Genomic DNA, 22,873 nt, shown 5'->3' with positions numbered 1-22,873 from the left:
TTAGAATAATGATAAGTTTATTTTATGATTCTAGATTGATTTCCTCTAACTGTTTTTCAGACTTTTTTGCTTGGGCTTTAAATTCTTTCTGCAATTTTTTATTTACTTCTACAACTTGACTTATTATTCCTTTAAGATTTTGAGCATTCTCATACATTTCATCAGCTCTACTAGAAACTTCCTCACTAGCAGCAGATATTTCTTCTGTAGAAGCACTTATTTCTTCAGTTGAAGCTACTTGTTCTTCTGTAACGCTAGTTACTTTTTCCACTTTAGTCAGTAAAGCATTAGATAAATTTTGAATTTCTCTAAAAACATCTTCAATATTCTGATTAGATTCATCAGATGAAATCATAATATTGATAGCTAAATTAGTTACTTGCTTTACTTCTTGTACTATTCCTTTCACTTCTTTAGCCGATTCCATACTTTCATCAGCTAAATCTTTAATATCATCTGCTACTGAAGCAAATCCGTGACTACTATTCTCTATACTGCTATCTGCTAACTCAATTGCACCATCAAGAGATAAAAGATTTGTTTCATCAGCTATAGTCATCATTTCTTCTGATATTTTATCAACTTTGCTAACACTTCTATCTAATTCTTCCATAATATTAACCGCATCACTCACTAGTTCTGTCCCTGAGTTAATCTTATCATGAGTTTCTTTAACTAATTTAAAAGTTTCCTCCTCTAAATCTGAAATATCCTCAGCTTTAATAGATAATTTTTCAGTTCCTTTAGCTATCTCTTTAATAGACAACGAAATCTCATCTACAGCAGTAGCAGTTTCTTCATTCCCTTGTTCCACATCTTTAATAAAATCAAAAGCATTAGTCACTTTTTTATCAACTTCATTAATATCACTACGATATGAAGATAAATCTTTATTCAAATCTAAAATTCTAGTAATAGTCTTTTTTAAATTATTCTTCATCTGATTTAAACTTCTACTTAATTCTGCAATTTCTCCCCTACCTTGTACTTCTAAAGGAGATGAATTCAAATTACCATTAGCAATTTCGTCTGCAAACTCTACTGCCTTATTAATTGGAGTAGTAATTGTATTATATAATACAATGAATGTAACTACAATAACAATAGCTACTATTAAAATTAAAAAACCAGTCATTGATAAAGAAAAAGTGGCTTGACGTTGTGCAGACTCTTTAATATTTTCTGTCCTTTGCTTTAATTTAATTTGAAATTCATTTAATGTCTCCTTAAATGACTCTTTTCGTCTCGAATAATAAGAATTATATAATTTTCTTTTAGCAGCACTTATATTCCCACTATCTACAGCTGCAATAGCTCCTTTTTCATACCTAATAATTCTCTCTGATTTATTAACTGCTTCATGAATCAAATCTAATTCTTCTTGTGGAATATCTGCTGCCTTAAATTTTTTTAATATTTCTTCGCGCTTTTTAGTTTCATTAATTATCTTTAGGTATTTATTAGAATATTTTTTATCAGAAGTTTGAACATATTTATAGACTAGAGAAGATAATTCATTCACTGTTGCTAACATTTCTCGCCCTAAAGTTCTTAGCTTTTCACTTCTAGACACTGCCCTTCTTTCCTGCCTAAAACTAATATTTAAATAATAAACACTACTACCTACTAAAACAAGTAACACTAAAGTTACACTAGCTACTATTTTTAATAATTTAGAAATTTTCAATAACGTTCACCTCTTTCTTAAAAAGAATAATATGTTTTAGGCAATTTTATAAGTTAAAAAACAGAGAGCTAGGTCACAGCTCTCTGCGAAACTCACTTTCATACTTTTTATTATTTTGAGTCTTTATTTTCTGTAGACTTTTCTTCCGGTTTTTCTTTTTCATTATTTTTTTCTTGTTGTTTTGCTTTCTTTTTAGCTTGTTTAGCAGCTCTATGCTTCCTAACACTATAAACTCCTAATTTATAGTAACCACTAGTATTACTAAATTGCGCGTTCTCTAATAATTTGGCATCTACTTCAAACATATCAGGTAAATGTTCACCCAAAAACTTAGCTCCACCACCACATAATAAAATAGTTCTAATTCTAGCTAATTGCTTCTCCCACTCATTGATAATTAAATCATGGATTTTACCAGCATAATCTTTAAATTCTTCTTCTACTAATTCTTTAAACCTTCTATCTTCTCCTCGCCAAAAGACTTCTTCTTTTCCTTGAATATAATTTTCAGAAATTAAATTGTAAGGAACATCTACTTCTAATTTATTAGAGACATTTTTAAAAGCATCAGCCATCCCGAAATCAGTACCAATATCAGTTCCTATAATTGGCTCTGTCCCTTGAGAAATAAAAGCATCTATAGTTTTTCCTCCAATATCAATTAAGCCAAATCTAGAATTAGCTAGTTCATTTTGAGAAGGTCGGCCTTTCATATCTAAAATTTGGTCATAATAGGCTCCAATCCCTTGGGGAACACAGATGACATTTTTGATTGTAAGTTCATTATGTTCATCTTCACTGGGCAATTTATACTTAAAGCTTTTATTCTTGAATGCATTTACTATTTCCTGTTTGTATTCATGATATTTTTCTACATTTAATCCTAATACTAAGTTGTTAATTACAATTTCATTTTCAGTAGTAAAGAGAGACATCCCAGCTAATAATTTAGCAAGCTCCGACTTTTCTTCAAATTTTTTATCTGAAAAATTCTTTTCTCCTCCCATAGCATCTTGCTCGACTGCATATGAACCTATATAATACTTTTCTTCATCTACAGTTAGAGTCATTTTATTCTTTTTAAATTTTGAAGCCCTTGATATATTATCAATATTGAAAATAGAAAAATCATTTTCCTGTTTATAAGTTACTGAAGGAAAGCGTACCCTATGACCTTTACCCCTTCCTAATACTAATTTTACATAATCATAACCATTATCAAATCCAACAACATCAAATGCTTTCATCTATTATTCCTCCTTTGAATATAATATTCAGCAATAATTTCCCTAGTTTATTAAAATTTTAAAGTAGTTAACTTAATCACTCTACAATCATATTAATTACACATTTAGATGCTAATTACCTTTTTTTTCATCAAAAAAATGAAAATAAAATCATTTTTTCTTTTTATTGGATAATAAAATTAATATAATTCAATACCACACCTAGGGCACATTTTTTCATCTCCAGCTAACTCAAAACCACAATTTGGACATTCTTCTAATGTTTTTTGATCTTCAGATTCAATATTTAAAAAATGTTCTCCAATACCAATATCCAAATCATCTAAAACCTCTTCTTCCTCTTCGTCTGCTATTTCTTCAATATCTTCTTCCTTATCTAAAAAATCATTAGTTGCTTCAGAGTCAGTATCTAATGATAAATCATCTTCTTCATTTATTGTATATTCATCTAATTCCTGTTGTTGATTATTAATTAAATCTAGAGAAAGTTTATTTTTTTCTCCTACTTTATAGACCTCCTCTGCAGCAATTAATCTTTCTACTACTTTATAAAAAATATTTTCTTCCACAATTAAAGGATGACGCCGGTCTTTTTTACATTTTTGCAATAATTCATCAACTGTTAGAGGGGCTATCTTTATTTGCTTTAAAATATAATTTTGTAATTTTTCTTCACCACTAGCTATTTGCTTCAAATCAAATTCTTCCAAATCAAACTCTTTTAACTCTAATTCTAGATTTTTATCACTTTCATTCCACTGTAAATAAACACCTAATGCCGCAGCTAATTCTTGTTGTAAATTTTCTTCTTCTTCTAAAATTTCTAATAACTCACTATCTCGTCCTTCTAGTTCATCAATTAACTCTTCTACTGTTAAGACTTCTTTTAATTTTTTTAAATATTTTGTAGTTAAAATATTTTCTTTGGGGATTATGATTAAAACTGAATTTTCATATTCTAAACTTTCATAAATTTTATTATTTAAAAATTCTATTAAATCTTTTTTATTACTAGGCCTATCTAATATTAATACAGTTTTAAATTCAAAACTATCTTCTAATTCACGATAATCATAAAATTAAAATTTAAAATCAAATAAATTATCCTTAATATATTTGATCATTTTTTCTTTCATCTTATCTTTATCAAACTCTTTGCTAATATCTTTAATGTAAGTTATAAAGTCCTTATATATAATATCAATCCCTGTAGTAGCAAATAACTTTTTATTATCTCTTAATTCCTCTAAAAGATTATTAAATAGTTGATTGCTATAAACAAAAGGATTAGATTTATCCTTTTTCATTTCCAATAATATTTTTTTACTAGCAATTTTATTTTCTTCATTAACCCGCTTTAAAATATATTTTTTAATCTGTTCTTTATTAACCTTAATTGTCGAAGTTAAATCTTTTAATTCTACTTCTTGACGTTCTAAACTAATCCTATTCCCGTCTTGACCCCAGTGAATATATTCCCATTGTAAAGCATTTAATTTCTCCATTAGTTTTTTTTCTTTATCCTTGATTAGCCTTTCAATTTTCCCTTTTTTAACTTTACTTTTTAAATTAGTAAAAGCTAATAAATCTCTAAAATATTCAAAGGAATCATTTTTAAATATATTTTTTTTAGGACTAAGTAATAATAAAATATTTTGATATTCAAAATCACATAATAGTTTATCTTCGATAAAAGTTTCTAATTTATTAGTCTCTTTAGGAGTTGCAAAAAGTAATACAGATTGAATTAATGGCTTATCCTCTATTTTATCATAGCCATAGATTTTATAATCATCATTAAAGAACTTCTCTCTAACATATTTCACAAATTCTTCTTTTAATTCTGTTTCACTTAATGAGGAAGTATATCCTTCTAATAGTTTTGAAGAGTCAATATATATTTTATTATTCTCTTCTATTAAAAATAATTCTTTTCTTTCTTCAAGGGTTCTTAATAATTGATAATAATCATTATCATCAGCAATAAATACTTTGCTTTTATCAATTTTTAACTCCACTAAAAGTTCATCTATATCTATTACTTTCTTAGCTTCTAATAATTCTAAAATATAATTACCTAGTGCTTGTTTTTCAGTCTGAACTAAATCTTCAATTTCACTTATATCAGAAATTTCTTTTATATTTAAATCAGGGTTTCTTTTATTTTCCCAAGTTAGATAACTACCAAACTGAGATTTTAAAGTTGTAATTAATTTTTCTTTTTTTGTAGCTAATAATTCTGAAAAATCTTCTTCAGTTAAGCTTTGAGCTACTAAAATTTTCTTTACTGTCATCATTATTTCTGTCTCTAACAAATTAGTATTAGCAGCAATTCTAACTAAAGTATTGTCAAATTTTAAGTCTGCCTCTAGTTGATTAATAACATCTTTTTTAGCTTCTTTTTTGTCTGGTAAATCAATAAATATCACATATTCTAATTCTTCAGTATCAGATAATTCATCCCAACCATAAACTTTATAATAAGAAGGTAATATTTCTTCTTTTAAATAATTTACCATTTCCTCTGCAGCTTGCTGATCTTCAATTTCATCTGCTCTGAAAGATATTAATTCTTCTTTAGATTTATATAATCTAGCAGTAGAATTATCAGCAATCAATTCACCTTGAGCAGTCAACTCATCAACTATTGCAAGAAATTGCTCTTTACTTGCTATAACTGGATTACTTCTTACAACCTGTAATTGATGCAATAATTTCTCTATTTCCAACCCTGACTTACTTTTCTTTGCTTGCTTTAAAATATATTCTTTAATTTTCTTATTATTAGCAGCAACAACTTCAATATCAAAATCTTCACTATTAAATTCTTTTTTTATTAATCTATAGTCCCCTTTTTCTTCTTTCCAATCTAAATAATAGCCAAAACTACTCTTTAAATCCTGCTGTAAACGATTGTTAGCTGCTTTAATTTCTTCAGCTACTTCTGCACCATTCTCTATCTTTTTTAGTTCTGAATTCTCTAAATTTAGCTTCTGCCCAGCTATTAACTTTTTTATATCTTTTAAATTATCATCAGTTATTATATTCTTTTTCGGTATAATTACTGCAATAGTATTCTCATACTTCCGTGAGTCATATAACTCATTTTCTAAGAAAGAGCTTAAATTTTCTTTAGCTATATGATCTAATAATAAAATTGGAGTTAGCTCCTGCTTATCAATAATTTTGTCTACTCCAAAAACTTTATATTGCGTAGTAAAAAAGTTTTCTTTTATATAAGCAGCCAATTCTTCTTTGGCCGATTTTTGAGATATTTTTTTAATTTCGCTTCTCCAATCAGCAACAGCATCATGTTTAGCTTTAATTTTATAACCTGAAGCAGTGAAGATGACATTATTACTTTCATCAACAATATGATTTAAAGTCTTTTCTATTTCATCAATATTATCATTAGCTAAAGTAATAACTCCCCGTAAAATTTCACGTTTTTCAACTGGATGTTCTTGTAAAATATTATACGCTGCTAAAACAGTTAAAATTTCATCAAAATAATCCCAGTTATGCTCTCCTAAGTTTTTTTTAATTTCTTGAACTGAACTATAAATTTCACTATTTAAAGAGCTAAGGCTATCTAACTCAATATTTTCTACAAGAAGTAGTTCTTGTTGGTCATAATATTTCCCAATTATATCAGCTAATATAAATAATTTCTGAGTTTGAGACTGCTGCTTTAATAATTTCATTAAATCACAATGAAAAGGATAGGTAGAAATTAAAGTTTCAGCTAGTTCCTCTTTTCTAACTATATTAATTTTTTGCTCCTGATAAATATTTATATATTCTTCGATTATTTTATTAATCTCATTACGATGAACATTTTTATTAATTGAACTAAATAATCTATAATTAATTATTTCAGATTCTTCTTCAAATTCTGATAAATTTAATAATTGAGCATTACTACTTTCCACTAATTCTAATAATTCATATTCTTCACCTTTTATACTAGAAAAGACAAATAAATTATTATTTTCAGCTGCTACATCTAATAAATTCTTTAAAAACTCTTTACTAGATTCTACTAAATCATTATTGTTTTCTTTTAATTGCGAAAAGTAAGCTTCTAACTCATCAATAACTACTGCTGTGTATTCTCTATTAATTAACTTCTTTATAATTTTCCGCTCTGGATATTCTTTTACTCTTTTCAATAAATCTTGTGCTCCTAATTTATTAAATATCACTTCCCACAAATTTTTATCCGCTAGATCTTTAGCTTTAACCGTACAGTACTTGCTTTGATTTTTTATAATCGCTAAATTAAATTTATTAAACTTAATTTTATGTTCTATCAACCAATTTTTAATTGCATCAGGATTAGCAAACAAATTATAAGCCATCAACAGAGCATGGGTTTTACCTGCTCCCTGTGCTCCTGTTAAAACTACTGAGCCTAAATCAGAAGAACCAATAATTTTATCATTTATAATTTGAATTAACCTATTTAATGATTGAGATGGATAGGTCTTAGCACAAAAATCTTCAGGAGAAGACTCTAGCCTATCAACAGAATTAATATCTGCAAAATTTAAGTTGAATTGATAATCTGAAGTAATAATTTCTTGTCTAGGCTTTATGAAGTCATTAATTACCATTTTTATCTCCTTTCACTAATCAATTAATTTAAAAACTAAAAAATAGGTCTTTATTTATATTTTTAGCTAAAATGTTAAAAATACCTGCTTGTTTTTACAATTATTTTCCTTTTAATCTAATTTTTTATACTTTTTTTATTTGATTTATACTGTTTATCAAGATTAGATGCATCAATTAATTTTTGGTATATATAAATAGAAACTACTAAAATTAAAGGATAAGTAACTATCCAACGTCCAATTATAATTATTATAACTCCACTTAAATTAACTAATATAAAGACTACAAAAAATATTGCCATCGTGAATAAAAATCCTTTAGTAATTTCATAGCTCAAACGCAGCCCCTGCACTAAATTAACTCCATGGTCTACTATAAAAAAAGCAGAAAAATAAAATCTAATCCATAAATAAATAATTAAAATTAATAAAGCTTTATCTATCACTGCTATATTTAATGCATCATTACTAAACATGATTAATTTAAACATTAGAAAAACTAAAGTAGAATAATAAAACAAATTCAAATATTTCTCTTTACTTAAAATCATTGCATACCAATTACAATGCTTTCTTTCTGCTAAATACAATATATATTTTACAATACTATACAAGACTGCTACCCTTAAAAAATTAATAATTAAGGGTATAAAAAATATATAATTTCGGGTCACCACTTGTAGAGATTCTATAAAACCAAGAATTAAAATAGGCCATACTACCTGCCAATAAGTATCTCTTAATAAATAAATCCCATAGTCAAAAGCTTTAACAATTGAAACTTTTTTTTCCATAATTCAATCCTCCAGTAAGTAATTATAAACAAAAATAAATCAACTTGAAAAAAATCTCTCAAATCTAAAATAGCCTTTCTAATTACATATATTTATAATTTATAGACATCTAGTTAAAATCCTGCTTTTAAAATCAATTAATGTATTTTATAACCATTTATTTTCAAAAAACCCATAAAAAAAAGCCAACTTTAAATTAAAGTTGGCTTCCTTTAACATCTATAAATTTGCTGCAGCAGACAAAGCTTTTGCCTTATCTGTTCTTTCCCATGGTAAGTCTAAGTCTGCCCGACCAAAGTGACCATAGGCAGCAACTTGTTTATACTGTGGATTTCTCAAATTCAAGGTTTCAATGATTTTTCCTGGTCTTAAATCAAAATTTTCTTTAATTAATCTTTCAATTTCACTTTCTGATACTTTAGAAGTACCAAAGGTTTCTACCATAACTGATACAGGCTCTGCTACTCCAATTGCATATGACAATTGGACTTCGCATTTATCAGCTAATTCTGCCGCTACTACGTTTTTAGCTACATATCGTGCAGCATAAGTAGCAGAACGATCTACTTTTGTAGCATCTTTACCTGAAAATGCTCCTCCTCCATGACGAGCAGTCCCACCATAAGTATCAACTATAATTTTTCTCCCAGTTAAACCAGCGTCTCCTTGAGGTCCACCAATTACAAATCTTCCTGTTGGATTAATATAATATGTTGTTTCATCATCTAATAATTCAGAACCAATCACCTCATTAATCACATATTCAATTATATCTTTTCTTATTTCTTTTAACTTAACTTCTGGGTGATGTTGAGTAGAAACAACAACTGTATCAATGCGCTTAGGCTTATCTCCTTCATATTCTACTGTCACTTGAGTTTTACCATCAGGTCTTAAATAGTCTAAAGTATTATTTTTTCTAAGCTCCGCTAATTTACGTGATAATTTATGGGCCAAAGTAATTGGCAGCGGCATTAATTCTTCAGTTTCATTAGTAGCATAACCAAACATTAGTCCCTGATCTCCAGCACCTATTTCTTTTGTTGTTTCAGTTTCTTTAGCTTCTAAAGCTTCATCTACCCCTTGAGCTATATCAGAAGACTGTTCATCAATAGAAGTTAGCACTGCACAGGTCTCGCCATCAAAACCATACTTAGCTCTAGTATAACCAATTTCTTTAATAGTTTCTCGAGCTACTTTTGGGATATCAACATAACAATCAGTAGATATTTCACCAGAAATTAATACCATTCCTGTAGTAACAGACGTCTCACATGCTACTCGAGCTTGTGGATCTTCAGCTAAAATTGCATCTAATACAGCATCTGAAATCTGGTCAGCAACTTTATCAGGATGTCCTTCTGTAACGGATTCCGAAGTAAATAAATGTTTTTTTGCCATAGTTAAATCTCTCCTTTAGAATTTATCCTATTAAAAAAACTCTCCTTGCGGAGAGCATAAAAATAATCTATCTATCACATCTCTCCAGAAAACTCTGGCAGGAATTAGCACCTTTCCTTATAACTAGGCGGTTGCTGAGCTTCGTTGGGCCTGTCCCTCCACTACTCTTGATGATATATATTTGACTTTAACACCTAAAGTTTATCAAATTAAATTTACTCTGTCAATACTCTAAAATATAGTTTAAACTTCAACATTTATTTCTTCTTCCAATTCAATTCCCTCTAAATTTACCTGACAGTTCCAAGCATAAATTTCTACTCCAGCTTCTTGTGCTTCTTTTAATTTATCAGCAAATTGAAGGTCTATTCGCCGATGAGGGATAAACTTATTAGCATCATCTCGCTGAATCAAAAAAATAACTCCAGTTCTATATCCTTCTTTTTTGGCTTGAATTAATTCACTTAAATGTCTCCGCCCTCTCTCAGTAGGAGCATCAGAAAATTTAGCAACTTTATCTTCTACTAAAGTTACAGATTTAACTTCAATCAGTACCTCATCTTGGCCCTGTAAATAAAAATCTAAGCGACTATTACCATAGCTGTGTTCAGCTTTTATATTAGTATATTGCGAATAAGGCTGCAACTCTTGTTTTTCTAAAGCATTTAATATAAGTTGATTAGGTAATTGAGAATTAATCGAAACTAAACGATTATTATAATTTATCAACGATAAATTATATTTAGTTTTTCTATCTTTTTGCGGTACATGATAAACATATACTTCTGTGCCCGGTACCATTAATTCTTCCATCCGCCCAGGATTAGGAACATAAGCTTTAATTTTTTTATCATCTAATTTAACTTGAGCTACAAACCTATTTTCTCTTTCAATCAGTTCACCTTGTTCTAAATTTTCAAATTCAACTCTAGCCATTTTTATCTACTCCTTTTCTATATAAAGTTGCACTTTCAGTGCAACTTTATAGCTAGAAGTAAGTAGCTAGAAGCTAGTAGTTAAAAAATAAAATCAAATTCAAAACCTAAAACATTAACCTAGTATTCAATAATTTCTAGCTATAAACTGTTTTTTGGTTTTGAATTTACTACTAGCTACTAGCTTTTATCTACTAGCTAATGGCACGATAGTGCCACTTTATATAGATTATTAGTAATCATTATTTATAATATCATATTACTTGTCTGCACGCAAGAAATACTACAAATTTCATTTATTTTCCCAAAATTTACAGCTTGAGCGCCTTAATTATGTATGATATGCTATGTCTGTTCTATAAAAGGGGGTGAACAAATGAAATTAAAATATAAACTTAAATTAATTTTATTAATAGTTAGCATCATAGTCTTAAATACAACTTTATTGGCCCAAGCCAATATTATTTATCCTGCTCAACCAGGAGATTCGTTATTTAAAATTGCACATCGCTTTAATATTACAGTTAATAAACTGAGTAAATTAAATGAAATTAATAATCCAAATATGATTTATATTCATCAGAAAATTGTAATTCCTGAAAAGAGTATTCGTTCAACTAAAGAAAAAACTTTTTACATGCAAGGTCCCCCAACTTTAAAAGTAGCTTTAACCTTTGATGATGGACCAGACCCAATATATACTCCGCAGGTTTTAGATGTTTTAGAAGAATATAACGTTCCTGCAACTTTCTTTTTATTAGGAAAAAGAGTAGCAAAATATCCTTCTATCACTAATAGAATAATAAATGATGGCCATACAGTTGCTAATCATTCTTGGAGCCATCCTGATTTAACTACTTTAAATGATAAACAATTATCTGAAGAAATATTTGCTACCGAACAAGTAATTGAAGAACAAACTAATAAAGAAACTGCACTTTTACGTCCTCCATATGGTTTTGTTTCTAATCAATTACTTGATAAATTAAAAAAGATGGACTACAAAGTTATTCATTGGTCACTAGATTCTTTAGACTGGCAGGCTAAAAAGAAAGAAGATGTATTAAATAAAACTATTCCGTATCTTGACCAAGGAGCAATAATTTTATTTCATTCTGCTGGAGGAGTAGGACAAAGTTTGGCTCCTACAGTTAAAGTTTTACCCATAATTATTGAAAAATTACAAGCTAATAATATAGAATTAGTAACTGTAGATAACTTACTATCAATTGCTCCTTACCGTAATTAAAAAATAGTCAAGCTAACGCTTGACTATTACATAAAAAAAGGAGACAGTATAAAACTGTCTCCTAAAATCTATTGAGCTAATAAAATTCTATCATTAGTTAACTCATGTCCACTTACTTTAGCAAATTTCTCTAATAAATCATCAATAGTCATATCTCTTCTTTCTTCATCCTCTACATCTAAAACTATTCTCCCATTATCCATCATAATCGTTCTTGTTCCTAGTTCTAATGCATGATCTAAATCATGAGTGACCATTACTGTAGTTAAATTATGATGTGATACTATCTCTTTGGTGATATTAACTATTTTTTCAGCAGTTTTAGGGTCTAAAGCTGCTGTATGCTCATCCAATAATAGAATACTAGGTTCTTGAATAGTCGCCATTACTAAGGTCAATGCTTGACGTTGCCCACCTGACAATAAACCAACTTTATCATCCAATCTATCTTCTAATCCTAAATTCAAAATGCTTAGTTCATCTTTAAAAATTTCTCTTCGTTTATCAGTAACTCCTGTACTCAAATTCAGTTTACCACTTCTTCTTAATGCTAAAACTAAATTTTCTGCAATTGTCATCGAAGCAGCAGTCCCTTGCAGCGGGTCTTGAAAGACTCTACTAACTAAATGAGCTCTATCATAGTCGGGAACTCCTGTTAAGTTTTGACCATCAATTATAATCTCACCAGTAGTTAATTGATGGTTACCAGCAATTGCATTTAATAACGTCGACTTTCCTGCTCCATTACTACCAATCACAGTAATAAATTCTCCTAATTCCATTTTTAAATCAATCTCTTTAAGAGCAACTTTTTCATTGATAGTATCAGGATTGAAAACTTTTTTAGCGTTTTTTAATTTCAGCATTTTTCTTCACCTCCTGCTAATAAAGTATTATCTAATTTACTTCTAATAGCAGGAGCACCTAAAGCTCCAATAACTAATAAAGCAGTTATTAATTTTAAATCATTCGGATTCAAATTCATTCTTAATGCTACAGTAATTACTGATCTATAAACTATAGACCCTAACAAAACACCTAAAGTAGCCCATTTTATTTGATCATTTTTAATTACTGCTTCACCAATGATTACAGATGCAAGACCTATAACAATCATACCAATTCCCATCTTAACATCAGTAAATCCTTGATATTGAGCTACAAGTGAACCTGATAAAGCAACTAGACCATTAGATAAAGCTAACCCTAAAATTACAGTATTATCAGTATTAACACCTAAACTTCTAATCATCTCTTTATTATCACCAGTAGCTCTTAAAGCTAAACCAAGTTCAGTCTGTAAAAACCAATCAATAATAAACTTAGCTAATAAAGAAACAAACAAAAATGCAATCAAAATACTAATATCAGATGATAAACCTAATGGTTCAAGCAAATCAAAAATAGTACTTTCCCCTAATAAAGGGATATTAGCTCGCCCCATGATTCGTAAATTAATTGAATAAAGGGCAGTCATAGTTAAAATACCTGATAAGAGTCCGGTTATCTTTAGTTTAGTATTTAAAATCCCCGTTATAACCCCTGCTATCATACCACCAAAAATTGCTGCTATGGTAGCTAAAAGAGGAGAGACCCCAGCTACAATCAATCGGGCAGCTACTGCTGCTCCCAAAGGGAAACTCCCATCTACTGTTAAATCAGGAAAATCTAAAATACGAAATGTTAAATATACTCCTAAAGCCATTATTCCATAGACTAACCCTTGTGTTATTGGATCTACTAACATACTAAGACTCATTGTCCGCCACCTCTATTTAATAACTTTTTTTGCCTCATCAATCAACTTCTGTGGAATTTCAACATTCATTTCTTTAGCTGCTTTTTGATTAATTATTAAATCTGCATCTTGAATTCTTTGAATTGGTAATTCGCCTGGGTCAGTTCCATTTAAAACTTTAACAGCCATTTGACCTGTTTGTTGACCTAACTTATAATAATCAATTCCTAATGTAGCTAATGCTCCTTCTTTAACTGAACTATTATCAGCTACAATTAAAGGTAGATCATTTTTATTTGTTACTTTAATTACAGATTGAATAGCTGAAACTATCGTATTATCAGTCGGAACATAAATACCATCTACCCTACCTACTAACGACTGTGCTGTCTGGTAAACTTCGCTACTAGAAGTAACTGGTGCTTCCACCATTTCTAATCCTAATTCTTGTGCTTTTTCTTTAGCTAAATCTTTTAGAAAAACTGAATTAGTTTCACCTGAATTATATAAGATACCTACCTTTTTGATTTTTTGCTCTAATTTATTAAATAATTCTAACTGTTTCTTTACTGGAGTTAAATCACTAGTTCCAGTTAAATTACCTCCTGGATGTTCCATATCATCTACTAATCCAGCACTTTTAGGGTCAGTAACTGCTGTAATTAAAATTGGCGTATCCTTAATAGTATTAGCCACTGCTTGCGAAGTTGGCGTTGCAATAGCTAAGATTAAATCAAAATCTTTTTGGGAAAAAGTTTTAGCAATTGTTTGTGCTGTAGACATATCCCCTTGTGCATTTTGATAATCATAAACTATATCTTCCCCTTCTTTATATCCCTCTTCAGCTAAAAGATCTTTAAATCCTTGTCGAGCTGAATCTAAAGCTGGATGTTCTACAATTTGAATAACTCCTACCTTAATCTTTTCATCTTTAGCACTTTGCTGATTTCCACATCCTACTACTACCACCATTAATAATATCATTAAAATACTCACTACTCGAGTTCTCATTTATTCTCACCCTTTCAAAATTAATAATTTTTAGCTTTTTTAATATAATAAAAACCACTCCCAGTAGGAGTGGTTAAAATCATTTGAAAATAGTTCAGTAAATTCCCTATTACTATTCTACCACTACTACTTTTCTACATATATATACATATAAAAACAATCTCTACCTTACTACAATCTACTACCTTACTAGCTACGATTATAACTAATTTATAGAACTTTGTCAAAAGAAGTATTAACTACTTTTAAATCCAGTTAAGATTTCCTGAGCATATTCTTGCGCTCCAAATAAAGAGTGGTCACGATAATTCCCACATTCTTTAGCTGTAGTAGCTGGAACATCTTCCGTTTCTAAAATTTCTTCTAAAGAAGAAATTAAAGCATCCTCTACTTCTTCAATTTCAGTTTCACCAATTTTACTTAAATAAAATCCTGTTCTACAGCCCATAGGCGAAAGGTCTATAATAGCATCTATCTTCTCCCTCATAAAACCGGCTAATAAATGTTCAATAGTATGCATAGCAGCTGTAGGAATAACTCCTTGATTAGGCTGCATCAATCTCAAATCATACTTTTTAATAATATCACCACTTGGAGTTGTTAACTCTCCAGCTTCTCTAACATAGGGAGCATCAACTTTAGTGTGGTCTAATTTAAAACTTTCGATTTCAATTTCTTCTGTCATTTTATCACTCCTTATCTGCAGCTAGTTGCATAATTTCATTAAAGATTTGAATAGCAATTTTTAATTTATTAGCTTTTTTAATTTTCTTTTGCCCTTGTTCACTAATCAAAGTTACTTGATTATCATCACTAGCAAAGCCAATATCAGAAGCCGAAACATCATTAGCTACAATTAAGTCCGCCTGCTTTTCCTTTAATTTTTGTTGAGCATTAGCTAACAAATCTTCAGTTTCAGCAGCAAAACCAACTAATACTTGTTCATCATCTCTGACCTGACCCAATTGGGATAAAATATCAGTTGTTCTTTCTAATTCTAATCTAAGCTCGTCCGAGCTTTTCTTTATTTTCTGCACTTCCCTATTAACAGGTCTATAATCTGCAACTGCAGCAGCCATAATAATTATATCTTGCTCCTCCTGCAATTCCATTACCTGTTGATACATTTCCTCAGCACTTTTAATCTCTACTAGGTCTACACCATTTGGTTTATTTAAATTAGTAGGGGCTGAAACCAATGTTACATCAGCTCCCTCTACTTGAGCTACTCGCGCTAAATTATAGCCCATCTTACCAGTAGAATAATTCCCTAAATACCTTACGGGATCTAAATCTTCTTGAGTACCACCAGCAGTAACTAACACTTTTTTTTCTGTTAATTCTTCAGTGCTTAATATCTCTACTATAGATTGTTGTACAATTTCTTCTGGGTCAGGTAATCTACCCTTCCCAACTGTACCACAAGCTAAATAACCCGCATCTGCTTCAATGAACTTATAATTATGCTTCTTTAAATAACTTATATTATCTTGCACAATAGGGTTTTCATACATTTTATTATTCATAGCTGGAGCAATTAAAACTGGGGCTGTAGTAGCCATAACAGTAGTAGATAACATATCATCAGCAATTCCATTAGCTAATTTACCAATCATATTAGCTGTTGCTGGAGCAAGCAGCATCAAATCAGCTTTTTGAGCTAAGGAGATATGCTCCACATCCCAATTTTTCGGTGGAGTAAACATATCTTGCCGGACTGGATTATGACTTATTGATTGAAAAGTTAATGGCTTAACAAATTCTGTAGCTGATTCAGTCATAATCACTTCTACATTGGCCCCTAATTTCGTTAGACTACTAACTATTTGAACTGCTTTATAAGCAGCGATACCACCTGTAACACCTACAACAATGTTCTTATCTTCTAGCATCATTAATTACTCCTTAGGTTTTATTTTACCAGCAATAATCTCTTCATAAGCTTTAGAAACAGGTGTTACACCATTATACTCTTCTTCATCTAATAATTCATTCTTCTCTTGATGAATCTCTCTTGCTCTTTTTGCTGCAATTACAGATGCAATAAAAGTAGATCCTCCACATTTCTCAAGTACTTCATCTTTGTTTATTCCTGCTAACATAATAATTCCTCCTTGCTGTTTTAGTTTTAGTCTGAATAAAATTTTTAAATCGAGATCTAATGTGTTGTATGAACTTAAACTTAATCTTAACTTTTCACTTTACATCTTTCAGCAATAATAATTGCTTCTAATTTATTAATAGCTTCTTCAATCTCATCATTAACTACTGCATAATCATAATCTTCTACCTTATTCATCTCTTTTTTAGCATTCTTCATTCTAGTCTGAATAGCATCCTCAGTTTCTGTACCTCGATGATGAATTCTTGATTTTAATTCTTCTAGTGAAGGTGGTAATAAAAATATAAAAACCCCCTGCGGAAACTTCTCTTTAATCTGTTGGGCTCCTTGGATATCAATTTCTAAAATTACATCTTCTCCTTGATTAAGATTTTCTTCCACATATTTTTTAGGAGTACCATAATAATTATTATGAACTTGAGCCCATTCTAAAAAATCATCTTTTTCCACTAAAGATTCAAATTTATCTTCTGATATAAAATAATAGTCTTCACCATCTTCTTCACCAACTCGGGCTTCTCTAGTGGTAGCCGAAATCGAATAATGTATATCATCATAGTTATCCATTAAAGCTGATAATATAGTTCCTTTTCCCACTCCAGAAGGACCTGATAAAATTATCAAATTCCCTCTTTTATCTTGCTGCTTCAACATCCTATTTGAGCCTCCTTGCATTCTTATTCATCATCATCTAATCGCTGTGAAACAGTCTCAGGCTGTACAGCCGATAAGATAACATGATCACTATCAGTGATTACTACAGCTCTTGTACGGCGGCCATAGGTAGCATCAATTAACATGCCCCGATCTCGAGCATCTTGAATAACTCTCTTAATCGGTGCGGATTCAGGGCTAACAATAGCTATAATTCTATTTGCTGCTACAATATTACCAAAACCAATATTAATTAATTTAATCCCCATAGTTATTCCCCCTAGCTATGAATTATCTATATAAAGTTGCACTTTCAGTGAAACTTTATAGCTAGAAGTAAGTAGCTAGGAGCTAATAGTTAAAAAATAAAATCAAATTCAAAACCTAAAACATTAACCTAGTATTCAATAATTTCTAGCTATGAACTGTTTTTTGGTTTTGAATTTACTACTAGCTACTAGCTTTTATCTACTAGCTAGTGGCACGATAGTGCCACTTTATATAGATTATGTGCTTGTATTAATATATCATAAGTAGAAACAATTTTGCAAGTACTTGACCTGCAATTATACATTTTTAATTCTTATTATTATTATACTGCTCAAACATATATAATTCCTTTAAATGATTTAAAAAATCTAACACCTATCTGTTTTATTCGGGGTTTAAATTAAAAAGGTCTGCAACGGCTTGTTGCAGACCTTTTTCTAACTGTAGTTTTCAAATTTATAATTTTGCTAGAATATCAGAACAACTAGCACAAATTTCTGGATTTTCTTCATCTTCTCCTACAGTTGGGCTATAATGCCAACATCTTTCACATTTTTCTCCCGGAGCATGCTTAACTTTTACTTTAATTGCTGTTTCTTCACCCTGATATACATCTTCTTCTGCTGTAGCATCAGGCTCATGTAAATTAGCTTTAGAAACAATAAATAATTCTGCTAAGTCATCAAAGTTAGTTAAGAACTTATATACATCTTCATTTGGATATAATTCTATTTCAGCATCTAAAGAATGTCCAATTAATTCATTATTACGAGCTATCTCTAAAGATTTAGAAACATCTTTTCTGATTTCTCGCAATTTAGCCCATTTATCTTCTAATTCTTCATCAAAATAGTCTGCTTTCAATTCAGGCCATTCACTTAAGAAGACACTTTCACTTTGCTCACCAGGTAGTTCTTGCCAAATTTCTTCAGTAGTATGCACTAAAATTGGAGCCATTACTTTAGTTAATGTTACTAAAATTTCATATAATGCAGTTTGGCCAGAACGTCTAACCTCATTAGTTGGTTCTAACACATATAATCTATCTTTTATAACATCCATATAGAAAGAACTCATCTCTACTCTAAAGAAATTATGAACTGCATGATAAACACGATGATATTCATAATCTTCATATGCTTCATTTGCTACTTCAACTACTTTTTGTAGTTTCATTAATGCCCAACGGTCAAGTTCGGTTAAGTCTTCAAAATCCATACTATCTTCTGCAGGATTGAAATCAGCTAAGTTCCCTAAAATAAAGCGAGATGTATTTCTAATTCTACGATAAACCTCAGCATTTTCCTGTAAAATCTTATCAGATACTCTTACATCTTCTTTAAAGTTAGAAGAAGCAACCCACAGTCTCAAAATATCTGCTCCATATTGATCAATGATCTCATGAGGAGAAATTACATTCCCTACTGATTTAGACATTTTCTTTCCTTTTTCATCAACCGTAAAACCATTAGTTACAACAGCTTTATATGGTGCTTCATCTCTAGCAGCGATAGAAGTTAATAAAGAAGAGTTAAACCAACCACGATACTGATCTGTACCTTCTAAATATAAATCAGCTGGTCTTGTTAATTCATCATAATTTTCTAAAACTGAGGCATGACTAGCACCCGAGTCAAACCAAACATCCATAATATCCGTTTCTTTGGCAAATTTATCATGACCACAAGCTTCACATTTAATATCAGCCGGTAAAATATCATCTGCATCAAGCTCATACCAACTGCCAGATCCTTTTTTAGCAAATAATTCTTGTACACTATTTAAACTTTCTTCTGTAATTAATGGTTCACCACAATCTTCACAATAAAAGATAGGAATTGGTACACCCCATACTCTCTGACGAGAAATACACCAATCATTTCTATCTGCTACCATATTTTCAATGCGACCTTCTCCCCATTCAGGATACCAATCAACATTTTTGATTGCTTCTAAAGCATCATCTTTAATTTCATCTACCGATGCAAACCACTGTTTTGTCGCTCTAAATATAACTGGATTCTTACATCTCCAGCAGTGAGGATAAGAGTGATCAACAAAGCTTAAATCCATTAATAAATCATCTTCTTTTAATAGATCTGTTACTTTAATATTTGCTTTATCATAATGTTTTCCAGCAAAGTCTTCTCCTGCTTCTTCAGTAAAGTACCCTTTATCATCCATTGGAGCATAAACATCAAGTCCATATTCTTGACCTACAACATAGTCTTCATGACCGTGTCCTGGTGCAGTATGAACACAACCTGTACCACTTTCTAGAGTAACATGTTCTCCTAAAATAATTGGTGATTCCCGCTCGAAGAAAGGATGATTACAAACTACTCCTTCTAAATCTTCTCCTTTAAATTCTGATAACACTTGGTACTCTTCAATATCACAAGTTTTAGCTACTTCTTCTAATAATTTCTTAGCTACTACAATTTTGTCGCCATCAGCTTCTGCAATCACATATTCAAAATCCGGGTGAACAGTAATTGCTAAATTAGAAGGAATTGTCCAAGGGGTAGTAGTCCAAATAACCACATAATCTTCATCACTAAGTTCTACTCCTCCTAGTTCTGCCCCATCTTTTACTGGAAATTTAACATAAATTGAAGGTCCATTAATTTCTTCGTATTCAATCTCAGCTTCAGCCAATGCTGTTTCACAACTAGTACACCAATGAACTGGTTTTAAACCTTGATAAAATAAACCTTCTAAAGCCATCTCTCCAAATACTTCAATCTGTTTTGCTTCATATTCTGGTTCTAAAGTAATATAAGGATTATCCCAATCGCCCCAAACACCTAATCTTTTAAACTGTTCTTTTTGTCTTTCTACATATTTAAGAGCATATTCTTCACATTCTTCTCTTAACTCTTTAGTACTTAATTCTTTTCTTTCTTCTTCACTTAAATCTTTAGTTACTTTGTGTTCAATCGGTAATCCATGTGTATCCCAACCAGGAATATACGGAGACTGATAACCTTTTAAGTGATTATATCTAGTTACAATGTCCTTTAAAGTTTTATTCAAAGCATGACCAATATGAATATCTCCATTAGCGTAAGGAGGACCATCATGTAGAATAAACTTTTCTGCACCCTTTCTTTGCTCTTGTGCTTTTTCATATACTTCTTTTTCTTTCCAAAACTCTTGAAAATCAGGTTCTCGTTCAGATAAATTAGCTCTCATCGAGAAATCTGTTTCCGGTAAATTTAACGTATCTTTATAATCCATTTTTTCATGCACCCCTTTATATAATATAATAATCCTCTTAATTAAATCATTTGCTTAATCATAGTTGCCAACCCAAAATAAAAAACCTCATCCCTGATCAGGGACGAGGTCTACTCGCGGTACCACCCTAGTTAATATATGTTAAACACATACTCACTTTTAAAATTAACGATTCGCACCGATTCTAACTACTAAGAATTATACTTATGTTCATTAGAATAGCTAAGAGATGATCTTCAATAAAGTTTCCCGTTAAACAGGCTTCCACCATCCCTGTCTCGCTATCACTTTCACTTTATCTACTCTTCTCCATCATCGCATTTATTTTAGTATTCATTTTGTATATCATTATAATACAACTCTTAAATTACGTCAACTACTAATTAATTTTTTCAAAATAGCAATTACAATTTTATATGAATGTTGGGCTGCTTCTTTAGCAAATTTTTCAAAAGAAATATCTGCTTCTTCATCTGCCTTATCAGAAATAGAACGAATGATCACAAACGGTAGTTGATTAAGATAAGCTGCTTGAGCTACTGCTGCCCCTTCCATTTCTGTACAATAACCACCAAACTGCTCTTTTAATTTTTTAACTTTTACTTTATCAGAGATAAACTGATCCCCTGATAGTATTCTTCCTTTATAGACTTGATTTGATTCGGATTTAAGAATATCTTTACCAGCATTAAATGCTAAATCAACTAAATTTTCATCTGCCTCAAATGATATCTTAGCTAATTCAGGTATTTCACCTGGCTTACGATCACCAAATGCTGTCGCATCGACATCATGCTGTACTAAATCAGTAGAAACAACTATATCCTCTACTTCTAATGCAGGGTCAATAGCTCCAGCAACTCCAGTAAAAATAAGTTGATCTATATCAAATTCATCTACCAAAATTTGAGTACAGATTCCAGCATTAACTTTCCCAATACCTGATTTAACTAATACAACTTCTTGCCCAGCCAAATTTCCTGAATAAAAAGTCATACTAGCTTTTTCTAATTTACTTTTTAACTCCAAATCTTCTTTTAATAATTCGATTTCAATTTCCATTGCTCCAATAATACCTATTGTCATTTTTTATCCCTCACTCAATGATTGCTATCTAATTTTCCTTTTAATCAAATTAAGTCTTAGTCTTAATCTTAACTTATTCTGTCATCATAGTTTTGACTTTAACTCCGTTAATGTTACCTAATTTACCTGCCAAAGCACCTAGTTGGTCATTAGTACCATCCACAATTAATGAAATAATATTCATATCTCTATCTTCATATGGTAAACCCATTCTACCTACAACCAAATCTCCATAATTACTTAAAACATCATTAACTCTATCTGCAGCTTCTTCTCTATTATTAATAATAATCCCCACTACAGCTATTCTTCGTTCCATTCTTCCCCCTCCGGATTCTGAACTAATTGATTGAATTTATCTTCAATTTCTTCTAAATCACTTTCATTTTCTAAAGAATTTAATAAATAAGTAAATAAGTTTTTAAAATCACTTTTTACTTCTTTTTCTATATCTATTACTTTACTAGCTCTTTTTTTAGACTGATTGATAATTCTTTCTGCTTTTAATTCAGCTTCATCTTTGATCTTTTGAGCTTCTTGCTCAGCTTCTTTAATAATTCTTTCTGCCTCAGATTGCGCATCTTCTTTGATTTCTGCGGCTTCTCTTTTTTTAGCTTCAACCTTCTCTTTTTCTCTTTCTAAGTCTGTTTTTAAATCTTCCATTTTTTCTTCCAATTTTCTGTTTTTGACTAAGGCTTCTTCATAGCAAATAGAAACTAATTCTAAAAATTCTTTTACTTCATTATCATCATAGGACCACAAAGCAAAACTCTTCTTAAATTCTTTATCTGCAATTTCGTCTGGAGTTAAGTCCATAAAATTA

20 protein-coding genes, 1 riboswitch and 1 other annotated feature are annotated in these 22,873 nt (G+C 30.4%); of the genes, 1 reads left to right on the top strand and 19 read right to left on the bottom strand.

Features of this window, described 5'->3' with window-relative positions; translation table 11 throughout:
* Positions 1 to 22: 22 nt before the first annotated feature.
* From JOC47_RS01565 to sfsA, 7 genes are all read right to left on the bottom strand, one after another.
* Entirely contained in the window at positions 23 to 1,687 is a 1,665-nt protein-coding gene (locus tag JOC47_RS01565; RefSeq protein WP_204700197.1) for a methyl-accepting chemotaxis protein, read from the bottom strand.
* A 110-nt stretch (positions 1,688 to 1,797) separates the two neighbouring features.
* A complete protein-coding gene (locus JOC47_RS01560) occupies positions 1,798 to 2,934 on the bottom strand; it encodes a ParM/StbA family protein (protein WP_204700196.1) in 1,137 nt (378 codons plus the stop codon).
* 179 nt (positions 2,935 to 3,113) lie between these two features.
* Positions 3,114 to 3,629 carry a zinc ribbon domain-containing protein gene (locus tag JOC47_RS01555; RefSeq protein WP_204700195.1) on the bottom strand — a complete coding sequence of 172 codons (516 nt, stop codon included), beginning with the start codon at positions 3,627 to 3,629 and terminating at the stop codon, positions 3,114 to 3,116.
* Between the two features lie 384 nt (positions 3,630 to 4,013).
* Positions 4,014 to 7,550, bottom strand: coding sequence for a DUF499 family protein (locus tag JOC47_RS01550; RefSeq protein ID WP_204700194.1), 3,537 nt, complete (start codon positions 7,548 to 7,550; stop codon positions 4,014 to 4,016).
* Positions 7,551 to 7,666: 116 nt separating this feature from the next.
* Positions 7,667 to 8,344, bottom strand: a complete 678-nt coding sequence (locus tag JOC47_RS01545) for a hypothetical protein (protein ID WP_204700193.1) — start codon at positions 8,342 to 8,344, stop codon at positions 7,667 to 7,669.
* A gap of 219 nt (positions 8,345 to 8,563) precedes the next feature.
* Entirely contained in the window at positions 8,564 to 9,745 is a 1,182-nt protein-coding gene (gene metK / locus JOC47_RS01540) for a methionine adenosyltransferase (protein ID WP_204700192.1), read from the bottom strand.
* A gap of 73 nt (positions 9,746 to 9,818) precedes the next feature.
* Positions 9,819 to 9,922: riboswitch (SAM riboswitch) on the bottom strand.
* Between the two features lie 66 nt (positions 9,923 to 9,988).
* Entirely contained in the window at positions 9,989 to 10,681 is a 693-nt protein-coding gene (sfsA, locus tag JOC47_RS01535; protein ID WP_204700191.1) for a DNA/RNA nuclease SfsA, read from the bottom strand.
* 375 nt (positions 10,682 to 11,056) lie between these two features.
* Between sfsA and JOC47_RS01530 the strand changes: the two genes are divergently transcribed.
* Positions 11,057 to 11,929: a polysaccharide deacetylase family protein gene (locus JOC47_RS01530; RefSeq protein ID WP_204700190.1), complete on the top strand. Its 873-nt coding sequence runs from the start codon at positions 11,057 to 11,059 to the stop codon at positions 11,927 to 11,929.
* 68 nt (positions 11,930 to 11,997) lie between these two features.
* Here the strand turns inward: JOC47_RS01530 and JOC47_RS01525 are convergent, their stop codons facing one another.
* The 12 genes from JOC47_RS01525 to JOC47_RS01470 form a co-directional block, all read right to left on the bottom strand.
* Positions 11,998 to 12,795 carry an ABC transporter ATP-binding protein gene (locus JOC47_RS01525; protein WP_204700189.1) on the bottom strand — a complete coding sequence of 266 codons (798 nt, stop codon included), beginning with the start codon at positions 12,793 to 12,795 and terminating at the stop codon, positions 11,998 to 12,000.
* The gene (locus JOC47_RS01520) at positions 12,789 to 13,688 is read right to left on the bottom strand and encodes an ABC transporter permease (protein WP_204700188.1); all 900 of its coding nucleotides are present in this window, start codon (positions 13,686 to 13,688) and stop codon (positions 12,789 to 12,791) included. The genes JOC47_RS01525 and JOC47_RS01520 overlap by 7 nt, the downstream gene beginning before the upstream one ends.
* Before the next feature lie 12 nt (positions 13,689 to 13,700).
* The gene (locus JOC47_RS01515) at positions 13,701 to 14,678 is read right to left on the bottom strand and encodes an ABC transporter substrate-binding protein (RefSeq protein ID WP_204700187.1); all 978 of its coding nucleotides are present in this window, start codon (positions 14,676 to 14,678) and stop codon (positions 13,701 to 13,703) included.
* 235 nt (positions 14,679 to 14,913) lie between these two features.
* On the bottom strand, positions 14,914 to 15,363 hold the full coding sequence (locus JOC47_RS01510) for an S-ribosylhomocysteine lyase (RefSeq protein ID WP_204700186.1): 450 nt from the start codon (positions 15,361 to 15,363) through the stop codon (positions 14,914 to 14,916).
* A 4-nt stretch (positions 15,364 to 15,367) separates the two neighbouring features.
* Entirely contained in the window at positions 15,368 to 16,570 is a 1,203-nt protein-coding gene (coaBC, locus tag JOC47_RS01505; RefSeq protein WP_204700185.1) for a bifunctional phosphopantothenoylcysteine decarboxylase/phosphopantothenate--cysteine ligase CoaBC, read from the bottom strand.
* A 6-nt stretch (positions 16,571 to 16,576) separates the two neighbouring features.
* On the bottom strand, positions 16,577 to 16,780 hold the full coding sequence (gene rpoZ, locus JOC47_RS01500) for a DNA-directed RNA polymerase subunit omega (RefSeq protein ID WP_204700184.1): 204 nt from the start codon (positions 16,778 to 16,780) through the stop codon (positions 16,577 to 16,579).
* Between the two features lie 86 nt (positions 16,781 to 16,866).
* Positions 16,867 to 17,451, bottom strand: a complete 585-nt coding sequence (gene gmk, locus JOC47_RS01495; RefSeq protein ID WP_439109070.1) for a guanylate kinase — start codon at positions 17,449 to 17,451, stop codon at positions 16,867 to 16,869.
* Positions 17,452 to 17,477: 26 nt separating this feature from the next.
* Positions 17,478 to 17,723: an extracellular matrix/biofilm regulator RemA gene (gene remA / locus JOC47_RS01490; protein ID WP_204700182.1), complete on the bottom strand. Its 246-nt coding sequence runs from the start codon at positions 17,721 to 17,723 to the stop codon at positions 17,478 to 17,480.
* A 457-nt stretch (positions 17,724 to 18,180) separates the two neighbouring features.
* Positions 18,181 to 20,964, bottom strand: a complete 2,784-nt coding sequence (ileS, locus tag JOC47_RS01485) for an isoleucine--tRNA ligase (RefSeq protein ID WP_204700181.1) — start codon at positions 20,962 to 20,964, stop codon at positions 18,181 to 18,183.
* A gap of 96 nt (positions 20,965 to 21,060) precedes the next feature.
* Positions 21,061 to 21,289, bottom strand: a binding site (T-box leader).
* A 47-nt stretch (positions 21,290 to 21,336) separates the two neighbouring features.
* Positions 21,337 to 22,050 carry a 5'-methylthioadenosine/adenosylhomocysteine nucleosidase gene (locus JOC47_RS01480; RefSeq protein ID WP_204700180.1) on the bottom strand — a complete coding sequence of 238 codons (714 nt, stop codon included), beginning with the start codon at positions 22,048 to 22,050 and terminating at the stop codon, positions 21,337 to 21,339.
* 73 nt (positions 22,051 to 22,123) lie between these two features.
* Positions 22,124 to 22,369 carry a TM1266 family iron-only hydrogenase system putative regulator gene (locus JOC47_RS01475; protein ID WP_204700179.1) on the bottom strand — a complete coding sequence of 82 codons (246 nt, stop codon included), beginning with the start codon at positions 22,367 to 22,369 and terminating at the stop codon, positions 22,124 to 22,126.
* A complete protein-coding gene (locus tag JOC47_RS01470) occupies positions 22,354 to 22,866 on the bottom strand; it encodes a DivIVA domain-containing protein (RefSeq protein ID WP_204700178.1) in 513 nt (170 codons plus the stop codon). The genes JOC47_RS01475 and JOC47_RS01470 overlap by 16 nt, the downstream gene beginning before the upstream one ends.
* Positions 22,867 to 22,873 lie beyond the last annotated feature (7 nt).

The organism is Halanaerobacter jeridensis (assembly GCF_016908315.1).
GTDB classification, from domain to species: Bacteria; Bacillota; Halanaerobiia; order Halobacteroidales; family Halobacteroidaceae; genus Halanaerobacter; species Halanaerobacter jeridensis.
Note: the sequence above shows the minus strand (reverse complement) of the source record. Positions and strands in the feature narration are given on the sequence as shown.